The sequence below is a fragment of the Carnobacterium sp. genome (assembly GCF_040274945.1).
Classification (GTDB): Bacteria; Bacillota; Bacilli; order Lactobacillales; family Carnobacteriaceae; genus Carnobacterium_B.
In genome coordinates this window covers 148,631-160,831 of the sequence record NZ_JBEMAR010000006.1, presented here as the reverse complement: position 1 = coordinate 160,831, position 12,201 = coordinate 148,631, and the positions used below count along the sequence as shown (strand labels likewise).

The following is a 12,201-nucleotide window of genomic DNA, read 5'->3' as shown; positions in this document are numbered from 1 at the left end:
ACCATATAAAAGATTTTTTAATGTGACAGATAGGGTGCTAAATAAGCAACTTGATGTCATAAATAGAATCCAATTGCTACTTTTTGCTTTTTTTATTGTATAATCTTGTGTTGTAACTTTCATTATTTTCATTAGTGTTCGCCTCATATTATCTAACAATTTAGTTCACCTTTACTACTGTGAATTCACGACTATATAAGTTTGATGGATAGATATAGTAGAGAAATTTTTTATTATCACCAGTTTCCGACTTTACGTATACGGCTGTCTTAGTTACTTCATTACCTTTTGTTACTTTTAGCTTAAAATGATCCATTTCATTTGGAACGTTTACAAAAATGCCACCCAATGGATCAATATTACCAAATAGATGTTGTGCACTTCTTTTAGTGACCTTAGTTCCATTTTCTTCACTCCAACGGAAACTATCTCCTGTTGAGAATTTAGTTCCTTGATTTGGTTGATTACCTGCATAACCGGAAATATATTCAACTGTTTTACTAACTTTTACATATTCATATATTGGATGTTGCGGAACAGTTATTACCTTAACTTGATCATTAAAAGGGCTCGTCACACTAGTCTCTTCAATATAAATTAGATCAATCATCGTAAAAGCCAAAATAAATCCTATTAAAATAAAAAGGAACCAATAAAAAGGCTTTTTTTTCATAGACCTTATCTCCTTAGTTTATTCATTCATGTTTAAAAGTTGAGAAACAACTTCAGCACTACCGGGTAAAAACATAAAGAGTGACATTAAAACAAGTAAACTACCAAAAATAAATAGTATCATGACAAGTTTAACTTCACGTGAAACACCTTTCTTTAACCACCCCGCTACAAACAAAGCAATTCCTATAAATAATATTAAAAAATACCAAAAACCCATTAAATCTCCTACTTCCTTTAATTATTAACCTTCGTTAAATTCACTTAAAAGGCTTTTTTTAATATGATCATATTAAAAAAAGCTATAGTAAGCAACTAATTTCTTTAGTCATCAAGAAGCTTAATAGAAAAATTGCCGCATTCGATTATCAGCACTGCTTGTGAGAAAAAAATTATTTCATGTCTTAATCGATCATTATTTATTAAAGTTAATTCATCAAGTGACCATTCATCTAACCCTCGATTGAACAATATTTTTTGGGTTTCAACTACTTTATTTCTAGAAATATCAAAGTCAAAAGAATATACCGTAACATCTTTCCATGATAACTCATATAAAGTATCATCCCAGTACTTTATTTTAGCCGAAACGGTTACAATACTTTTTTGGGAGTCATCAGGTACTTCGGGAACATAGTCGTTTGATACTTTTATTTCACATACCAAACTATCATGAAATGAGGTATTTAATAAAAAATTATAAGTGTTAGCATCGAGTACTTTATCTAAAAATTTAAAATTATTCCTGTAACCCTCAATATCGTGTTTTTCTTCAGTAAAGTATTCCATAAGTTTCTCCTCACATAATGAATAATACATTTCTCCCATTTATTATCTCTAATTTTGATTGGAAAGTAACGCACCCATTGGTTTACATTTAGCAACCAACTGTTTACATCTAATGAAAATTCAATTAAATAAAGCTTTATGCTATTAGTTATCTTCAGTCCTATGTCGTTAGCGTTAGAAATTTCAGTTCTTCATAAAACAAATCATTCAAGGTTAATTCCTTATATTTAATGATCTTTTTGTGCTTTAAAGGCTCATTTTCAAAACTATTCAGACAGAATAATAGTTCAATATAAGTAGCATTAGTATGATCAAAATGATCCTTCACATAGCTCAGAAGTTCGGTTAGAGCTTTTTTATGTCGTTTGTTTATTTTATTTTCGTTTTGCTCTGGTAAGTTTTATTTAAATAGATTTTTATACACAAAAACACCTTCGATTAAGTCTTATCCTTTCGAAGGTGTTCCTCGTTGTCTCATTAACTTGTTTTAGCTTCATACTTAATAGAAATCTCTAAACTATTTTTTATTTTTTTAATTCATTCACATGAAATTGGATGTGTTCTTCTATAAAAGTCGCAATTGTAAAGTAACTATGATCGTATCCTTTTTCTGACTGATAAAAAACAGGTTTATCTCCTGCTGCTTTTAAAAATTCACTTTCTTGCAATTGCACATCATAAAAATTATCAGATGTACCTTGCGTGATTAAGATAGGAGGAACTTTATCTGTTTGTTCAATCAAGCTTGTAGAATCCCATTCTTGCCACGAAGATTCATCTGAACCTAAATAAGCTGTGAAAGCTTTTTTACCCCAAGGTACTTGTGCGGGATTTAAAATTGGTGCAAACGCTGAAATAGAAGCAAATCGTCCCGGTTCTTTTAATCCCATCATGATTGCTCCATGTCCACCCATTGAGTGTCCCATAATACTTTCTTTTCCTGAAAAATGTGGAATCAAACTATGCACTATTTGAGGAAGTTCTTCTTTTAGATACGTATGCATTTGATAATTCTCGACCCATGGACCTTCTGTTGCATTTAGATAAAAGCTTGCACCTTTACCTAAGTCCCATCCTTCATCGTCTGGTACTTTTTCTCCCCGTGGAGAAGTATCAGGGATAATCACGGCTACCGCCTGATCTGCAGCAGCTTTTTGAAACCCACTTTTTTGACTAAAATTATCATCTGTACAGGTTAATCCTGATAACCACCAAATAAGCGATAATTCCTTTTCTTCAAACAACGGTGGCAAATAAAGGCTAAACACCATTTCACAATTTAATACGTTAGAAAAATGACGGTATTTACGCTGCTCTCCTTGAAAAGAGAGATGCATTTCAAGTTGTTCGACAACCATTTAATCACTCCCCATAAGTTAAAATAGTGCGAATTGATTCACCTTTGTGCAGTAAATCAAATGCTTCATTTATGTCTTTGAATGCTAAGTGATGCGTGATAAACGAATCCAGATCAATTTCACCATCCATGTAATCTTGAACCATTCCTGGTAATTCTGTGCGTCCTTTTACTCCGCCAAATGCTGACCCGCGCCATACACGACCCGTTACTAATTGGAACGGACGTGTATGAATTTCTTTCCCAGCACCAGCAACACCAATAATAATACTTTCTCCCCACCCTTTATGGCAGGCTTCAAGTGCTGATTTCATTACCTCTACGTTACCGATACATTCAAAACTGTAATCTACACCACCATTAGTCATCTCTACTATAACTTCTTGGATTGGTTGATCATAATCAGCTGGATTAACAAAATCAGTCGCTCCCATTTGTTTAGCTAATTCCCATTTATCAGGATTTAAATCTACAGCAATAATGCGTTTTGCATTGGCTTTCTTTAATCCTTGAATTACTGCTAAACCAATTGCTCCTAGACCAAATACTGCTGTTGTAGCACCTTCTTCAACTTTTGCCGTATGTTTCACAGCTCCCAGACCCGTCGTGACACCACAACCAAACAAACAAACCTTGTCTAAAGGAGCATCTTCATCAACTTTTACTAAATTGATTTCATTGACTACTGTATATTCACTGAATGTACTTGTTCCCATATAGTGATAGATAGGTTCTCCCTTATACGAGAATCTAGTCGTTCCGTCAGGCATTAAACCTTTTCCTTGAGTCTCACGAACTGCACTACATAAATTGGTTTTACCAGAAAGACAGAACTCACATTTCCCACACTCTGGTGTATATAAAGGAATGACATGATCTCCTGATTTTACAGAAGTTACTCCTTTACCCACGGATACAACTACTCCAGCTCCCTCGTGTCCTAAAACAGCTGGGAAAATCCCCTCTGGATCTTCTCCTGATAACGTAAATGCATCGGTGTGACAAACAGATGTGTACAATATTTTCACTAGTACTTCATTTTCTTTTGGCTCTTCTACATCAATCTCAACGATTCTAAGTGGCTCATTTGGTCCAAATGCTACTGCTGCTCTACTTTTCATAATTTTCCTTCTTTCTTTCAAGCTGTTCTTTCTTGCAAATCTATTGTAGTGTATAATGAATAAAAAGTTAATACTGATATTTTTGTCACTATGAAAATCAAGCTACTTATTGAGAAAGAAGTTGTTTAAACTGATCAATTATAAAGATAAAGAATTTTACACAAGTAAAGATTTAGCTCTTTCTGTTATTGGCGGTCGCTGGAAAATCGCGATTATTTGGGCTTTACTACAAAAATCTCCTTTACGTTTGAGCGAACTACAAAGACAATTTCCAGATATTAACCAAAGAACATTAATTCGACAACTAAGAGAACTGGAAGAAGATAACATTATTCAACGGACCATTTATCCAGTAGTCCCTCCCAAAGTTGATTATACATTAACGGCTCTTGGATTAAGCTTAGAACCGGTTGTAACAGCTATATGTGATTGGGGAGATATATTCCATCAGTCTTTAGGATCTAATTAAAATTGTTGTTATATTAAGTTAAGCAGATCAACTAAATACCAGGATAAATAAGTATTAGTTAATCATATAAAAGGTTAACTGGTGTTAAGTTTTTATGTATTTTTTTATAGACCACAGAAAAAATCTTAGGAGTAACTAACTATTTTTTGTTTAGTTTGGAATGATTTACTCACTAAAAAAAGACTACAATATCTGTAGTCTTTTTGTTGATATTTTTATTTATTACTTCCAAGTTTCTGGAATAATTAAAAAAACTCAATCTAAAATCTCTCAAGATATCACAACTAGAACTTACTTTAATTCCAAATGGAAAACGTTAAGTTTATGTCCATTCGTCGTATTTGTCTAACTCTTTTTCAAATTTTTTCATTTCTTTATCATCATATTTTTCATACTTATTTACATCATGCAATATTTTTTTAATATCATGAATCGCCTTTTTTTCGTAATACCATTTTTTCAATCTATGTTTCTTCTTAGTATCATCACCCAAAGCGTCTACTGTCATTAGATTTTCGTCTAATTCCTCAATTACAGTTACCAGATTTTCCAAAACGCGTTCCTTTTTTTGTTCTAAGTCAGCCATTGTTTGTCACCTCCTTTAGTCTGATGATGTCATTTTACAACTTAAACTTAAATTTTGAAAGCGATAACTCTTCGATTTAACTATCTCCATTTATAGTTCTACTTTTTTCACACTACAATCCCTTGCATCATCACAAAAAGGGTCAAAGTAAAGATTTCTGTTTATTTTAAAAGAAGATTTTAAAAAAAGGATTCTTCTGCTTTTTAAGCGGTAGAATCCTTTTTGATTACTATTATTTAAAAAGATTAGATTTAATACTAAACTTTTTTTGCCTAATACCTTAACAAAGCTAATTCAATTACGTTTGTTAACTACTTATAAGTGTTATAGTCTGGAAAATCATTTCTAGATAGAACCCAGTAAATCATTCCTTCTGTTGCTTCATCTTCATCATTTGGAATCAAAATAACAGCATTATTTTTGTCTTTCTTGTCTGGGAAAACAAAGGAGTAACTTTTATCATCGAATTCTATTTTTTTATAACTAATATTATTTTTAAACCCGGTACCGGTTTGCTTATAAGGTACATTCCAATCATCTGATCCGTCAGAACTAAAAATAATGGAGTCATCCGTCAAAGTGATGACTATTTCTTTTCCCTCAGAATTTTCTGCATACCATTCACCCTGTATATCTTCTGAACCTTTACATCCTGTTAAAATTGCAAGCATAACTCCTAAAAAAATACCTATCATTAATTTCTTACTTTTCCTTTTAAACAAAAAAAAACCTCCTATTTTTAACTCACTTCTATCATAAGTCATTATGGATACTGTTTTCAAGTTCACTACATCTTTAAATAGACGAACCACTTTTTTGATACTTAAACCTACTTTCCTATAAATATCATCTAGTAAAAATTCTACTCTTAACATACTTATTTTCTATCTTGAATTTTCCTAGGTTTAAATTAAATAATCTGCATTCTTGATCATTCGAAATCACGTTAACTATTTAATCTTATAAAACTAAAAAAATCGATAGTTTACATACTAGCAACCATTGGTTGCTAGTATGTAAACCAATGGTTTATAGTCAACTATCCTCTCTTTCGGTATGATAGAGATAAGTAATACATAGCTAGGACTGAATGAAAAAGGAGTTACAGTAAAAATGGAAAAAACTAAATTAAATCGATTCAAAGAAGGTTTTTTATATGCGTTACTCTTTATGGGATTTAATGGATTAAAAAACCTCATTTTTGATTATGTAGAAACTAGTCAGCTTATCCGTGAATTAAGCCACGCACCAAAGGAAGTAATTGGAGTAGTTGCAATCACTCTTTTAGGTCTATGGCTAGTTATTGGTTTGCTAATTGGATTAAGTTTAATTGTTTCAGATGTTATGAAAAAATGATTTAAAAGGACTGTATATTTTACTCAATTCAAGTACATCATAAAATGTTAAATTTATTAGAAAGAAGGAATAGAAATTGTCGGATAAAGTAAAAAAAAAATTTTTAAAACATTTAGTTACGCCTATTTATCATTCATAGTAATAATTATAGGAACTAAATAGGAAGTAAACATTGTCATTGTAAATTTGCTTAGGAAGGAGATTTTGTAACTGATGAATGCTATTTTATTTCTAGTAGTTTTTTTTATTTTTTTGTATGGAGTATTTTCTATATTTTCCGATATTCATAATCGTAGAAATAAAAAAAACTAGTAAACTTGAAAACAGGATAGATAAATTTCAAACAAATAGAGGAAGGTTTTTCGTGAAAAAAAGAATATCTATGTTATTAGTAGTACCTATCCTTTTGCTAGGGATTTTTCTTGTAAATAAATCGGCACAGAAAAAAATCCCTACTTTAGTTAATTTTTCTGGCACTACATATGTTTTGACACATGAACCATATAAAGGATCTGTACAGCTTATTAAGGTCTATGTTGTTCAAAAAAAGGTAAATCGATATAGTTACCCAGAAAAGAACTTAGAATCTAATTTTTAAACCTAGGTACAGAAATCTACTTGCCAGAAGAAGCCAATGAATCCATTATCTGCTATAAACTAGATAATGGGTTATATGTGGCTAGAGAAAATCTGGATAAAAACGTAAAAACATCTCAATCTACTTTTTTATTACATCTCAAATAGAATAAAAACCGTTTATTTCTTGTTGATTTCATAATGTTTAGACTTTGTATTTCATTTAAAATCCCACTCTTCTCACAAACACGGTACATGATTTCGCTTATTACGCTACATAATAGTGTATTAAAGACCACTATAAAAATGGAACCCTATAGGTATATAATTATCTGATACACGATATTCTTAGTAAGAATAAATACTATAACTAAATAAGAAAAGTGAAATGGAGCGATTATAGTTGCTTAAAAAACAAACAAAGTTTTTTTCAACATTAAGTATCATTTTTATATCAATTTATATTATCCTATTCTTATCAACTGGCTTAGATAAAATATGGACATATAACATATGGTTTGAATTTTCATTATCTGTTTTTCTATCCGTTGGAGGATTTATTTTATCGATCTTATCCATTATTGGGAAAGGAAAACAAGTACCGGCTTACTTTCTAGTAGTATTCTCGTTTTTATTAATTCTTTTTACAGTTTTTATATATCTTTTACCTGAAGCTGGAATACCACCTTATATACCACTATTTTATTAAGCTCCTTGATACACATTTTTAAGCAACTTCATGTATTGAGATGTTTTAAAGAAATAATACATTTATAATAAAAGATAGTTAAGTACGAGGGGATAAAAAATTATGAAAAAAAAACTTAACCTAATTTTTTTTGTAGTAGTTATAATTATTATTTTATCAAGCTTATACATAAGATCTAAGGATTTGTTAGTAAATCTAATAACAAAAAATGATATTTCTGGAGAAATAGAGTATGTTTCTATTTATTCAAACGGAAGTAGCAAGGAAACAGATATGTTCAAAAGTGAAGATTTTAAGCTATATAACGCAGATTCAACTAGTTTTTCATCCTATATTTCTAACGGAAAAGTTCTTAATAAGGTACATAAAATTATACTTAAAGATTCTTTAGGAAATGTTGTCAATAATGATGAAATAATTACAGGGATTTTTCAGTCAGCAGAAAAAATAGAACATGACATTTGGGAATTCCAAATTTTCAAAGTTTTGGATGATTATTTTGTTTTAGTAAAATTAAATGTAAATTGGCAATCGCCTTGTAATTTTTATGAATACGATATAGCCGACAAAGAATTAAAGCTTTTGCATAAATTTCAAGATATTAACGTTATAGGTTTATCATTACCAAATTAATTGGATCTCTATGCAACTTAGTTCTTAGCGTCTAATTAAGGTACAAATTCATGTATCGACGAGATGCTATATTAATAATTAACAGTTTTATCATTACTCGGTTATACTGTATATTTCTTATACTATTTAAATTTATTTCTCAATGATAGTGCTTCTTGAAATCGTTCATTCATAATTATCAGCACTTCTTTATTATGTAATAAACTTCTTACAAATCAGTATACAGTATAGATAAAAATAATTAATTTATTTATGAGAACGGTAGCTATTTATATGTAAAATCATGTAGCAACAAAAATCGTACGCTATGTTATGATAATAGAAAATCGATTGAGAACGGATACATTGAAAAGGAGAGATACTATGACAAAATTAGGCTTACAAATTTCAAGCGTTAAAAAATATCTTCAAACCCCTGAGGACGTCTTGGAATCGTTCAGAAAAGTAAGCACTATCGGTTATGATACCATTCAAATCCAATGGATCAACCCTGAAGTCCCAACCGATTTCATTCAAGCTGCTCTAAAAGAAACGAATTTGAAGTGTATAGGGACACAGGATTATTATGATGTGGTCATTGAACATTTGGATGAGGTCATTGAAATGAACGACCTCTGGGGTGGTACTTATATTACCGTCAGCGGGCTACCAGAGCGCTACCAATCTTACGAGGGCTGTCTGGAATATGCAAAAGAATTGAACAAACTTTCAGAGTACCTTGAAACCAAAGGAAAAATTTTAAACTTCCATCCAAGACAGAAGGATGTGTTTCAATATGGGGATAAAAATTCTCTTGAAATCATTTTCGAAAATACGAGAAATGAATTCCAGTTTTTATTAGACATCTATCAGATCATTCACAGCGGTCTAGATCCGATTGAATGGATTTATAAGGTGCAAGGACGAAATGATGTGATCCACTTCAAGGATGGGGTTGAGGAAACAAAAGGACAACAGTTGCTTATGCCTGTTGGACAAGGTTCAATCCCATGGAAACCCATCTTTGAAGCTACAATTGAAACGGGTGTAAAGTACGCATTCGCTGAACAAGAAACCTTTGAAAAAGAGCCTTTTCAATGTTTAAAAGAAAGTTACGATTATCTTGTAATGAATGGTATAAAGTGAAACCTATTGGTAATTCTAAAAAAGAAAGCGGGACAAAAAGCGTTTAGGCCCGAATCTTCTAACGCATACCTTATCTCTAATGCGAATAAATTCGCAAGAGCTATGGTAACTGAAACGAATAAGCGCAGTATGGTCATCGACCATCGAGCATTATTCGTGAAGTGGACGTCGGGTCTGCTTTTTGGAGTACGTTTTAGAATAGGTATTTGTATATAGAGAAGAGGCTGGGATTTTGTCCCAGCCTCTTTTTTTATTTGATATTTATGCTTGAATTATTAAACTGATTTTTTATCTAAATACCTTAAAGTATCTAAATTTATGTATTCGAAGATGACTTTTCATTTAAATTGATAAAGATCTTTAATTGCCTTCTTCTTTCCTTTGTTGAAGCTTCTAACGAATTACTCGTTAGAAGGTTTACTACTTTTATTGCGTAATCACTGCTAACCATAGCATGACCTCTCATGTGTCCAGTTGCAATTGCGTGTGCAAATGAACGTGCAGCATACCTACTAACTAATGAATCCAATTTTTCGTAAGTCATACGCATTTATACTTCCTTTTATCCGCTTTTCTAAAGTTTCTATTCCTAACTCTATACGTCTATCATGTTTTAAATAGTTATCAAGATACTCCAAAATTGGGGTCGCTACTTTCAAAGCCCATTTAGCAACTAATTTTTGTGGTAAATTTTCGAGATTATCTTCAATTTTATTCCTTAACCCTACATCATCTATTATTTTAATTTTTGGTTCGCTGTATGTAAACTCGTTCTGCTTTTTCAGTTCCTGTTCATGCTTGTTCCATGCATAATCTTCAATATTCAATTTGTATACTCCCTTCATTTTTTGAAACTATTAGAAAAAGTGACAAGTAAATTACCTCTATAAAATAAATTGTGACTAATAAAAAATAACGATTTATTTCTATTATAGAGAAGATTGACTTTCGTTACTATATTTGCATTCTCCATAAAAAATAAGAAATAAATGTGTTTCATAGCCTAATTAACTAGCAATTTATTTTCAGCGAGCAAATAATATGACATCAAACAGATAAAATAGTAAACTAAATAATACTAATAGACGTAATCTACCCAAAACATACCTTATCAGATTATGTACACAATCATTGGAGGAGTCACGATCATTATGAAACTAACTGACTTATTGAAATCGGTAAAGATCGACTCTAGCTGTCATAATCAGCTTAAAACAGCATTAGATAAAATCGATATTAAAAAAATCGCTTATCATTCAAAAGAAGTAGATGCAGATACTTTATTTGTCTGTATTAAAGGCCACCAAACAGATGGACATAACTACGCAAGACATGCTGCAAGTCAAGGTGCAACAGTTATCATCGTTGAAGATTTTATTGAAGATATTGAGGTTCTTCAACTTAAAGTTTCAGATAGTCGTGAAGTTTTGGCTGTTTTATCGAGTAATTTTTTTAATCATCCTTCTAAGTCAATGAGCATATTCGGCGTAACTGCTACTAATGGGAAGACGACGATTACATACATGACAGATGAAATCTTCAAGGCTTATCAATTAAAATCTGGTTTAATAGGAACTATTTTAGTTAAAATGGATAAAGAGATTGAAATGAGTCGATTAACTACTCCGGAATCTTATGATTTGCAACAGCATTTTGCAAGGATGAGAGATCGTGAAATCACACATGTCTCCATGGAAGTTTCTTCCTCAGCGCTGGAACTTAAACGCGTTTATAATACTGACTTTGACGTTGTGGCTTTTATGAATATCAGTCCAGAACATATCAAATTGCATGAATCATTTGATGCTTACTTTGATGCTAAAGCGTCATTGATAAGAACTGCTTCTAAAACAAGTACCGCTATTTTGAATCTTGATGAACCGCTGCTTATCCCTTTAGAAAAAGAGACCAAAGCTCAAGTCGTTACTTTTGGAATCGAAAATAAGTCTGGTACGATTTCTGTCTCGGATATACAATTTTCGGCGGGGAAACCATCATTTACAGTGAATATTCGAAAACCTTTTAACACTCTAAGTGGAAAAATAATTGAGAAAACAAGTTTCGATTTAGAAATGTCGATTTTTGGCTATCATTCTATCTATAATGCACTCACAGCAGTTGTTACGGGACTGGTCAATGATATACCGATTGAAGATGTCCAACGAGGTATTAAAAATTTCCGAGGTGTAGAGAGACGATTCCAGGTACTTTACGATAAGGAATTTAAAGTGATAGACGACTTGTTATTGAATCAAAACAACATTGATTCATGCATGGAGACCATTAGTCATTTAGATTACAATGAGCTTCACCTTGTGCATGCAATCAGAGGTAGTAACGGTCCTGCACATAGTATAGAAATTGCGGAGTCTTTAACCAAATGGTTCCATAAAATGAAAATTGCTAAAATCATTCTGACGACGGCGCCATCACATGTAAACAAAAATGATGAAGTCACAGAAGAAGAATTAGCCGCTTTCTTGAAAGTGATGCACCAAAATAAAATCGACGTCACGTTTTTTAAAGAACTCGAAGACACATTGCAATTTGGTGTTGAACAGTTGAATGTTGAAGATATTCTGTTGATTTCAGGAGCGCATTCGATGGATCAGGGCGCAAGAAAGACACTAGAATTGTTAAAAGAAATTCATCCTCAAGTAGATCATGAAAAAATTGATCATGTATTAAAGAATAAAATCATTGGAATGGATTCTTTTAGAATAGCTGAAAAATCATTAAATTTGAATTCTGGAATTTAAAAACAATCAGAAATAAGACTCCTAACACTAGTTTAAACAGTGTTAGGAG

At 31.7% G+C, this 12,201-nt stretch carries 14 protein-coding genes and 1 pseudogene; 7 read left to right on the top strand and 8 right to left on the bottom strand.

The genetic code is table 11. The annotated features are described in order from the left end of the window. Positions 1–160 precede the first annotated feature (160 nt). The 5 genes from ABS916_RS08125 to ABS916_RS08105 form a co-directional block, all read right to left on the bottom strand. On the bottom strand, positions 161–673 hold the full coding sequence (locus ABS916_RS08125; RefSeq protein WP_350451399.1) for a hypothetical protein: 513 nt from the start codon (positions 671–673) through the stop codon (positions 161–163). Positions 674–691: 18 nt separating this feature from the next. Then, a complete protein-coding gene (locus ABS916_RS08120; protein ID WP_350451398.1) occupies positions 692–892 on the bottom strand; it encodes a hypothetical protein in 201 nt (66 codons plus the stop codon). 104 nt (positions 893–996) lie between these two features. Then, positions 997–1,500, bottom strand: coding sequence for a hypothetical protein (locus ABS916_RS08115; protein ID WP_350451397.1), 504 nt, complete (start codon positions 1,498–1,500; stop codon positions 997–999). A 485-nt stretch (positions 1,501–1,985) separates the two neighbouring features. Beyond that, positions 1,986–2,819 carry an S-formylglutathione hydrolase gene (gene fghA, locus ABS916_RS08110; protein ID WP_350451396.1) on the bottom strand — a complete coding sequence of 278 codons (834 nt, stop codon included), beginning with the start codon at positions 2,817–2,819 and terminating at the stop codon, positions 1,986–1,988. Positions 2,820–2,823: 4 nt separating this feature from the next. After that, entirely contained in the window at positions 2,824–3,939 is a 1,116-nt protein-coding gene (locus tag ABS916_RS08105) for an S-(hydroxymethyl)glutathione dehydrogenase/class III alcohol dehydrogenase (RefSeq protein ID WP_350451395.1), read from the bottom strand. A 130-nt stretch (positions 3,940–4,069) separates the two neighbouring features. On the opposite strand from ABS916_RS08105, the gene ABS916_RS08100 reads away from it, so the two are divergent. Then, the gene (locus ABS916_RS08100; protein WP_502880595.1) at positions 4,070–4,408 is read left to right on the top strand and encodes a winged helix-turn-helix transcriptional regulator; all 339 of its coding nucleotides are present in this window, start codon (positions 4,070–4,072) and stop codon (positions 4,406–4,408) included. 322 nt (positions 4,409–4,730) lie between these two features. Here the strand turns inward: ABS916_RS08100 and ABS916_RS08095 are convergent, their stop codons facing one another. Both ABS916_RS08095 and ABS916_RS08090 read right to left on the bottom strand, forming a co-directional pair. Then, complete coding sequence (locus ABS916_RS08095) at positions 4,731–4,994, bottom strand: hypothetical protein (protein ID WP_350451394.1); 264 nt, start codon at positions 4,992–4,994, stop codon at positions 4,731–4,733. Positions 4,995–5,305: 311 nt separating this feature from the next. Then, positions 5,306–5,869, bottom strand: a complete 564-nt coding sequence (locus ABS916_RS08090) for a hypothetical protein (protein ID WP_350451393.1) — start codon at positions 5,867–5,869, stop codon at positions 5,306–5,308. 238 nt (positions 5,870–6,107) lie between these two features. On the opposite strand from ABS916_RS08090, the gene ABS916_RS08085 reads away from it, so the two are divergent. The 5 genes from ABS916_RS08085 (at position 6,108) to ABS916_RS08065 (ending at position 9,393) form a co-directional block, all read left to right on the top strand. Beyond that, the gene (locus tag ABS916_RS08085; RefSeq protein ID WP_350451392.1) at positions 6,108–6,350 is read left to right on the top strand and encodes a hypothetical protein; all 243 of its coding nucleotides are present in this window, start codon (positions 6,108–6,110) and stop codon (positions 6,348–6,350) included. A 364-nt stretch (positions 6,351–6,714) separates the two neighbouring features. Next, positions 6,715–6,948, top strand: coding sequence for a hypothetical protein (locus tag ABS916_RS08080; protein WP_350451391.1), 234 nt, complete (start codon positions 6,715–6,717; stop codon positions 6,946–6,948). A gap of 381 nt (positions 6,949–7,329) precedes the next feature. Then, on the top strand, positions 7,330–7,635 hold the full coding sequence (locus ABS916_RS08075) for a hypothetical protein (RefSeq protein ID WP_350451390.1): 306 nt from the start codon (positions 7,330–7,332) through the stop codon (positions 7,633–7,635). Between the two features lie 102 nt (positions 7,636–7,737). Further along, positions 7,738–8,268, top strand: a complete 531-nt coding sequence (locus tag ABS916_RS08070; protein WP_350451389.1) for a hypothetical protein — start codon at positions 7,738–7,740, stop codon at positions 8,266–8,268. A gap of 363 nt (positions 8,269–8,631) precedes the next feature. Further along, on the top strand, positions 8,632–9,393 hold the full coding sequence (locus ABS916_RS08065) for a sugar phosphate isomerase/epimerase family protein (RefSeq protein ID WP_350451388.1): 762 nt from the start codon (positions 8,632–8,634) through the stop codon (positions 9,391–9,393). A 316-nt stretch (positions 9,394–9,709) separates the two neighbouring features. Here the strand turns inward: ABS916_RS08065 and ABS916_RS08060 are convergent. Continuing rightward, positions 9,710–10,238: pseudogene (locus ABS916_RS08060) on the bottom strand (putative immunity protein). A 273-nt stretch (positions 10,239–10,511) separates the two neighbouring features. On the opposite strand from ABS916_RS08060, the gene ABS916_RS08055 reads away from it, so the two are divergent. After that, positions 10,512–12,152, top strand: a complete 1,641-nt coding sequence (locus ABS916_RS08055; RefSeq protein WP_350451387.1) for a Mur ligase family protein — start codon at positions 10,512–10,514, stop codon at positions 12,150–12,152. Positions 12,153–12,201: the final 49 nt, after the last annotated feature.

What these genes read in the sequence shown, in the direction of transcription:
- fghA (WP_350451396.1), bottom strand. Translation starts at nt 2,819, where the DNA reads ATGGTTGTCGAACAACTTGAAATGCATCTCTCTTTTCAAGGAGAGCAG.
- ABS916_RS08095 (WP_350451394.1), bottom strand. Translation starts at nt 4,994, where the DNA reads ATGGCTGACTTAGAACAAAAAAAGGAACGCGTTTTGGAAAATCTGGTA.
- ABS916_RS08105 (WP_350451395.1), bottom strand. Translation starts at nt 3,939, where the DNA reads ATGAAAAGTAGAGCAGCAGTAGCATTTGGACCAAATGAGCCACTTAGA.
- ABS916_RS08065 (WP_350451388.1), top strand. Translation starts at nt 8,632, where the DNA reads ATGACAAAATTAGGCTTACAAATTTCAAGCGTTAAAAAATATCTTCAA.
- ABS916_RS08055 (WP_350451387.1), top strand. Translation starts at nt 10,512, where the DNA reads ATGTACACAATCATTGGAGGAGTCACGATCATTATGAAACTAACTGAC.
- ABS916_RS08120 (WP_350451398.1), bottom strand. Translation starts at nt 892, where the DNA reads ATGGGTTTTTGGTATTTTTTAATATTATTTATAGGAATTGCTTTGTTT.
- ABS916_RS08125 (WP_350451399.1), bottom strand. Translation starts at nt 673, where the DNA reads ATGAAAAAAAAGCCTTTTTATTGGTTCCTTTTTATTTTAATAGGATTT.
- ABS916_RS08115 (WP_350451397.1), bottom strand. Translation starts at nt 1,500, where the DNA reads ATGGGAGAAATGTATTATTCATTATGTGAGGAGAAACTTATGGAATAC.
- ABS916_RS08090 (WP_350451393.1), bottom strand. Translation starts at nt 5,869, where the DNA reads ATGTTAAGAGTAGAATTTTTACTAGATGATATTTATAGGAAAGTAGGT.
- ABS916_RS08070 (WP_350451389.1), top strand. Translation starts at nt 7,738, where the DNA reads ATGAAAAAAAAACTTAACCTAATTTTTTTTGTAGTAGTTATAATTATT.
- ABS916_RS08085 (WP_350451392.1), top strand. Translation starts at nt 6,108, where the DNA reads ATGGAAAAAACTAAATTAAATCGATTCAAAGAAGGTTTTTTATATGCG.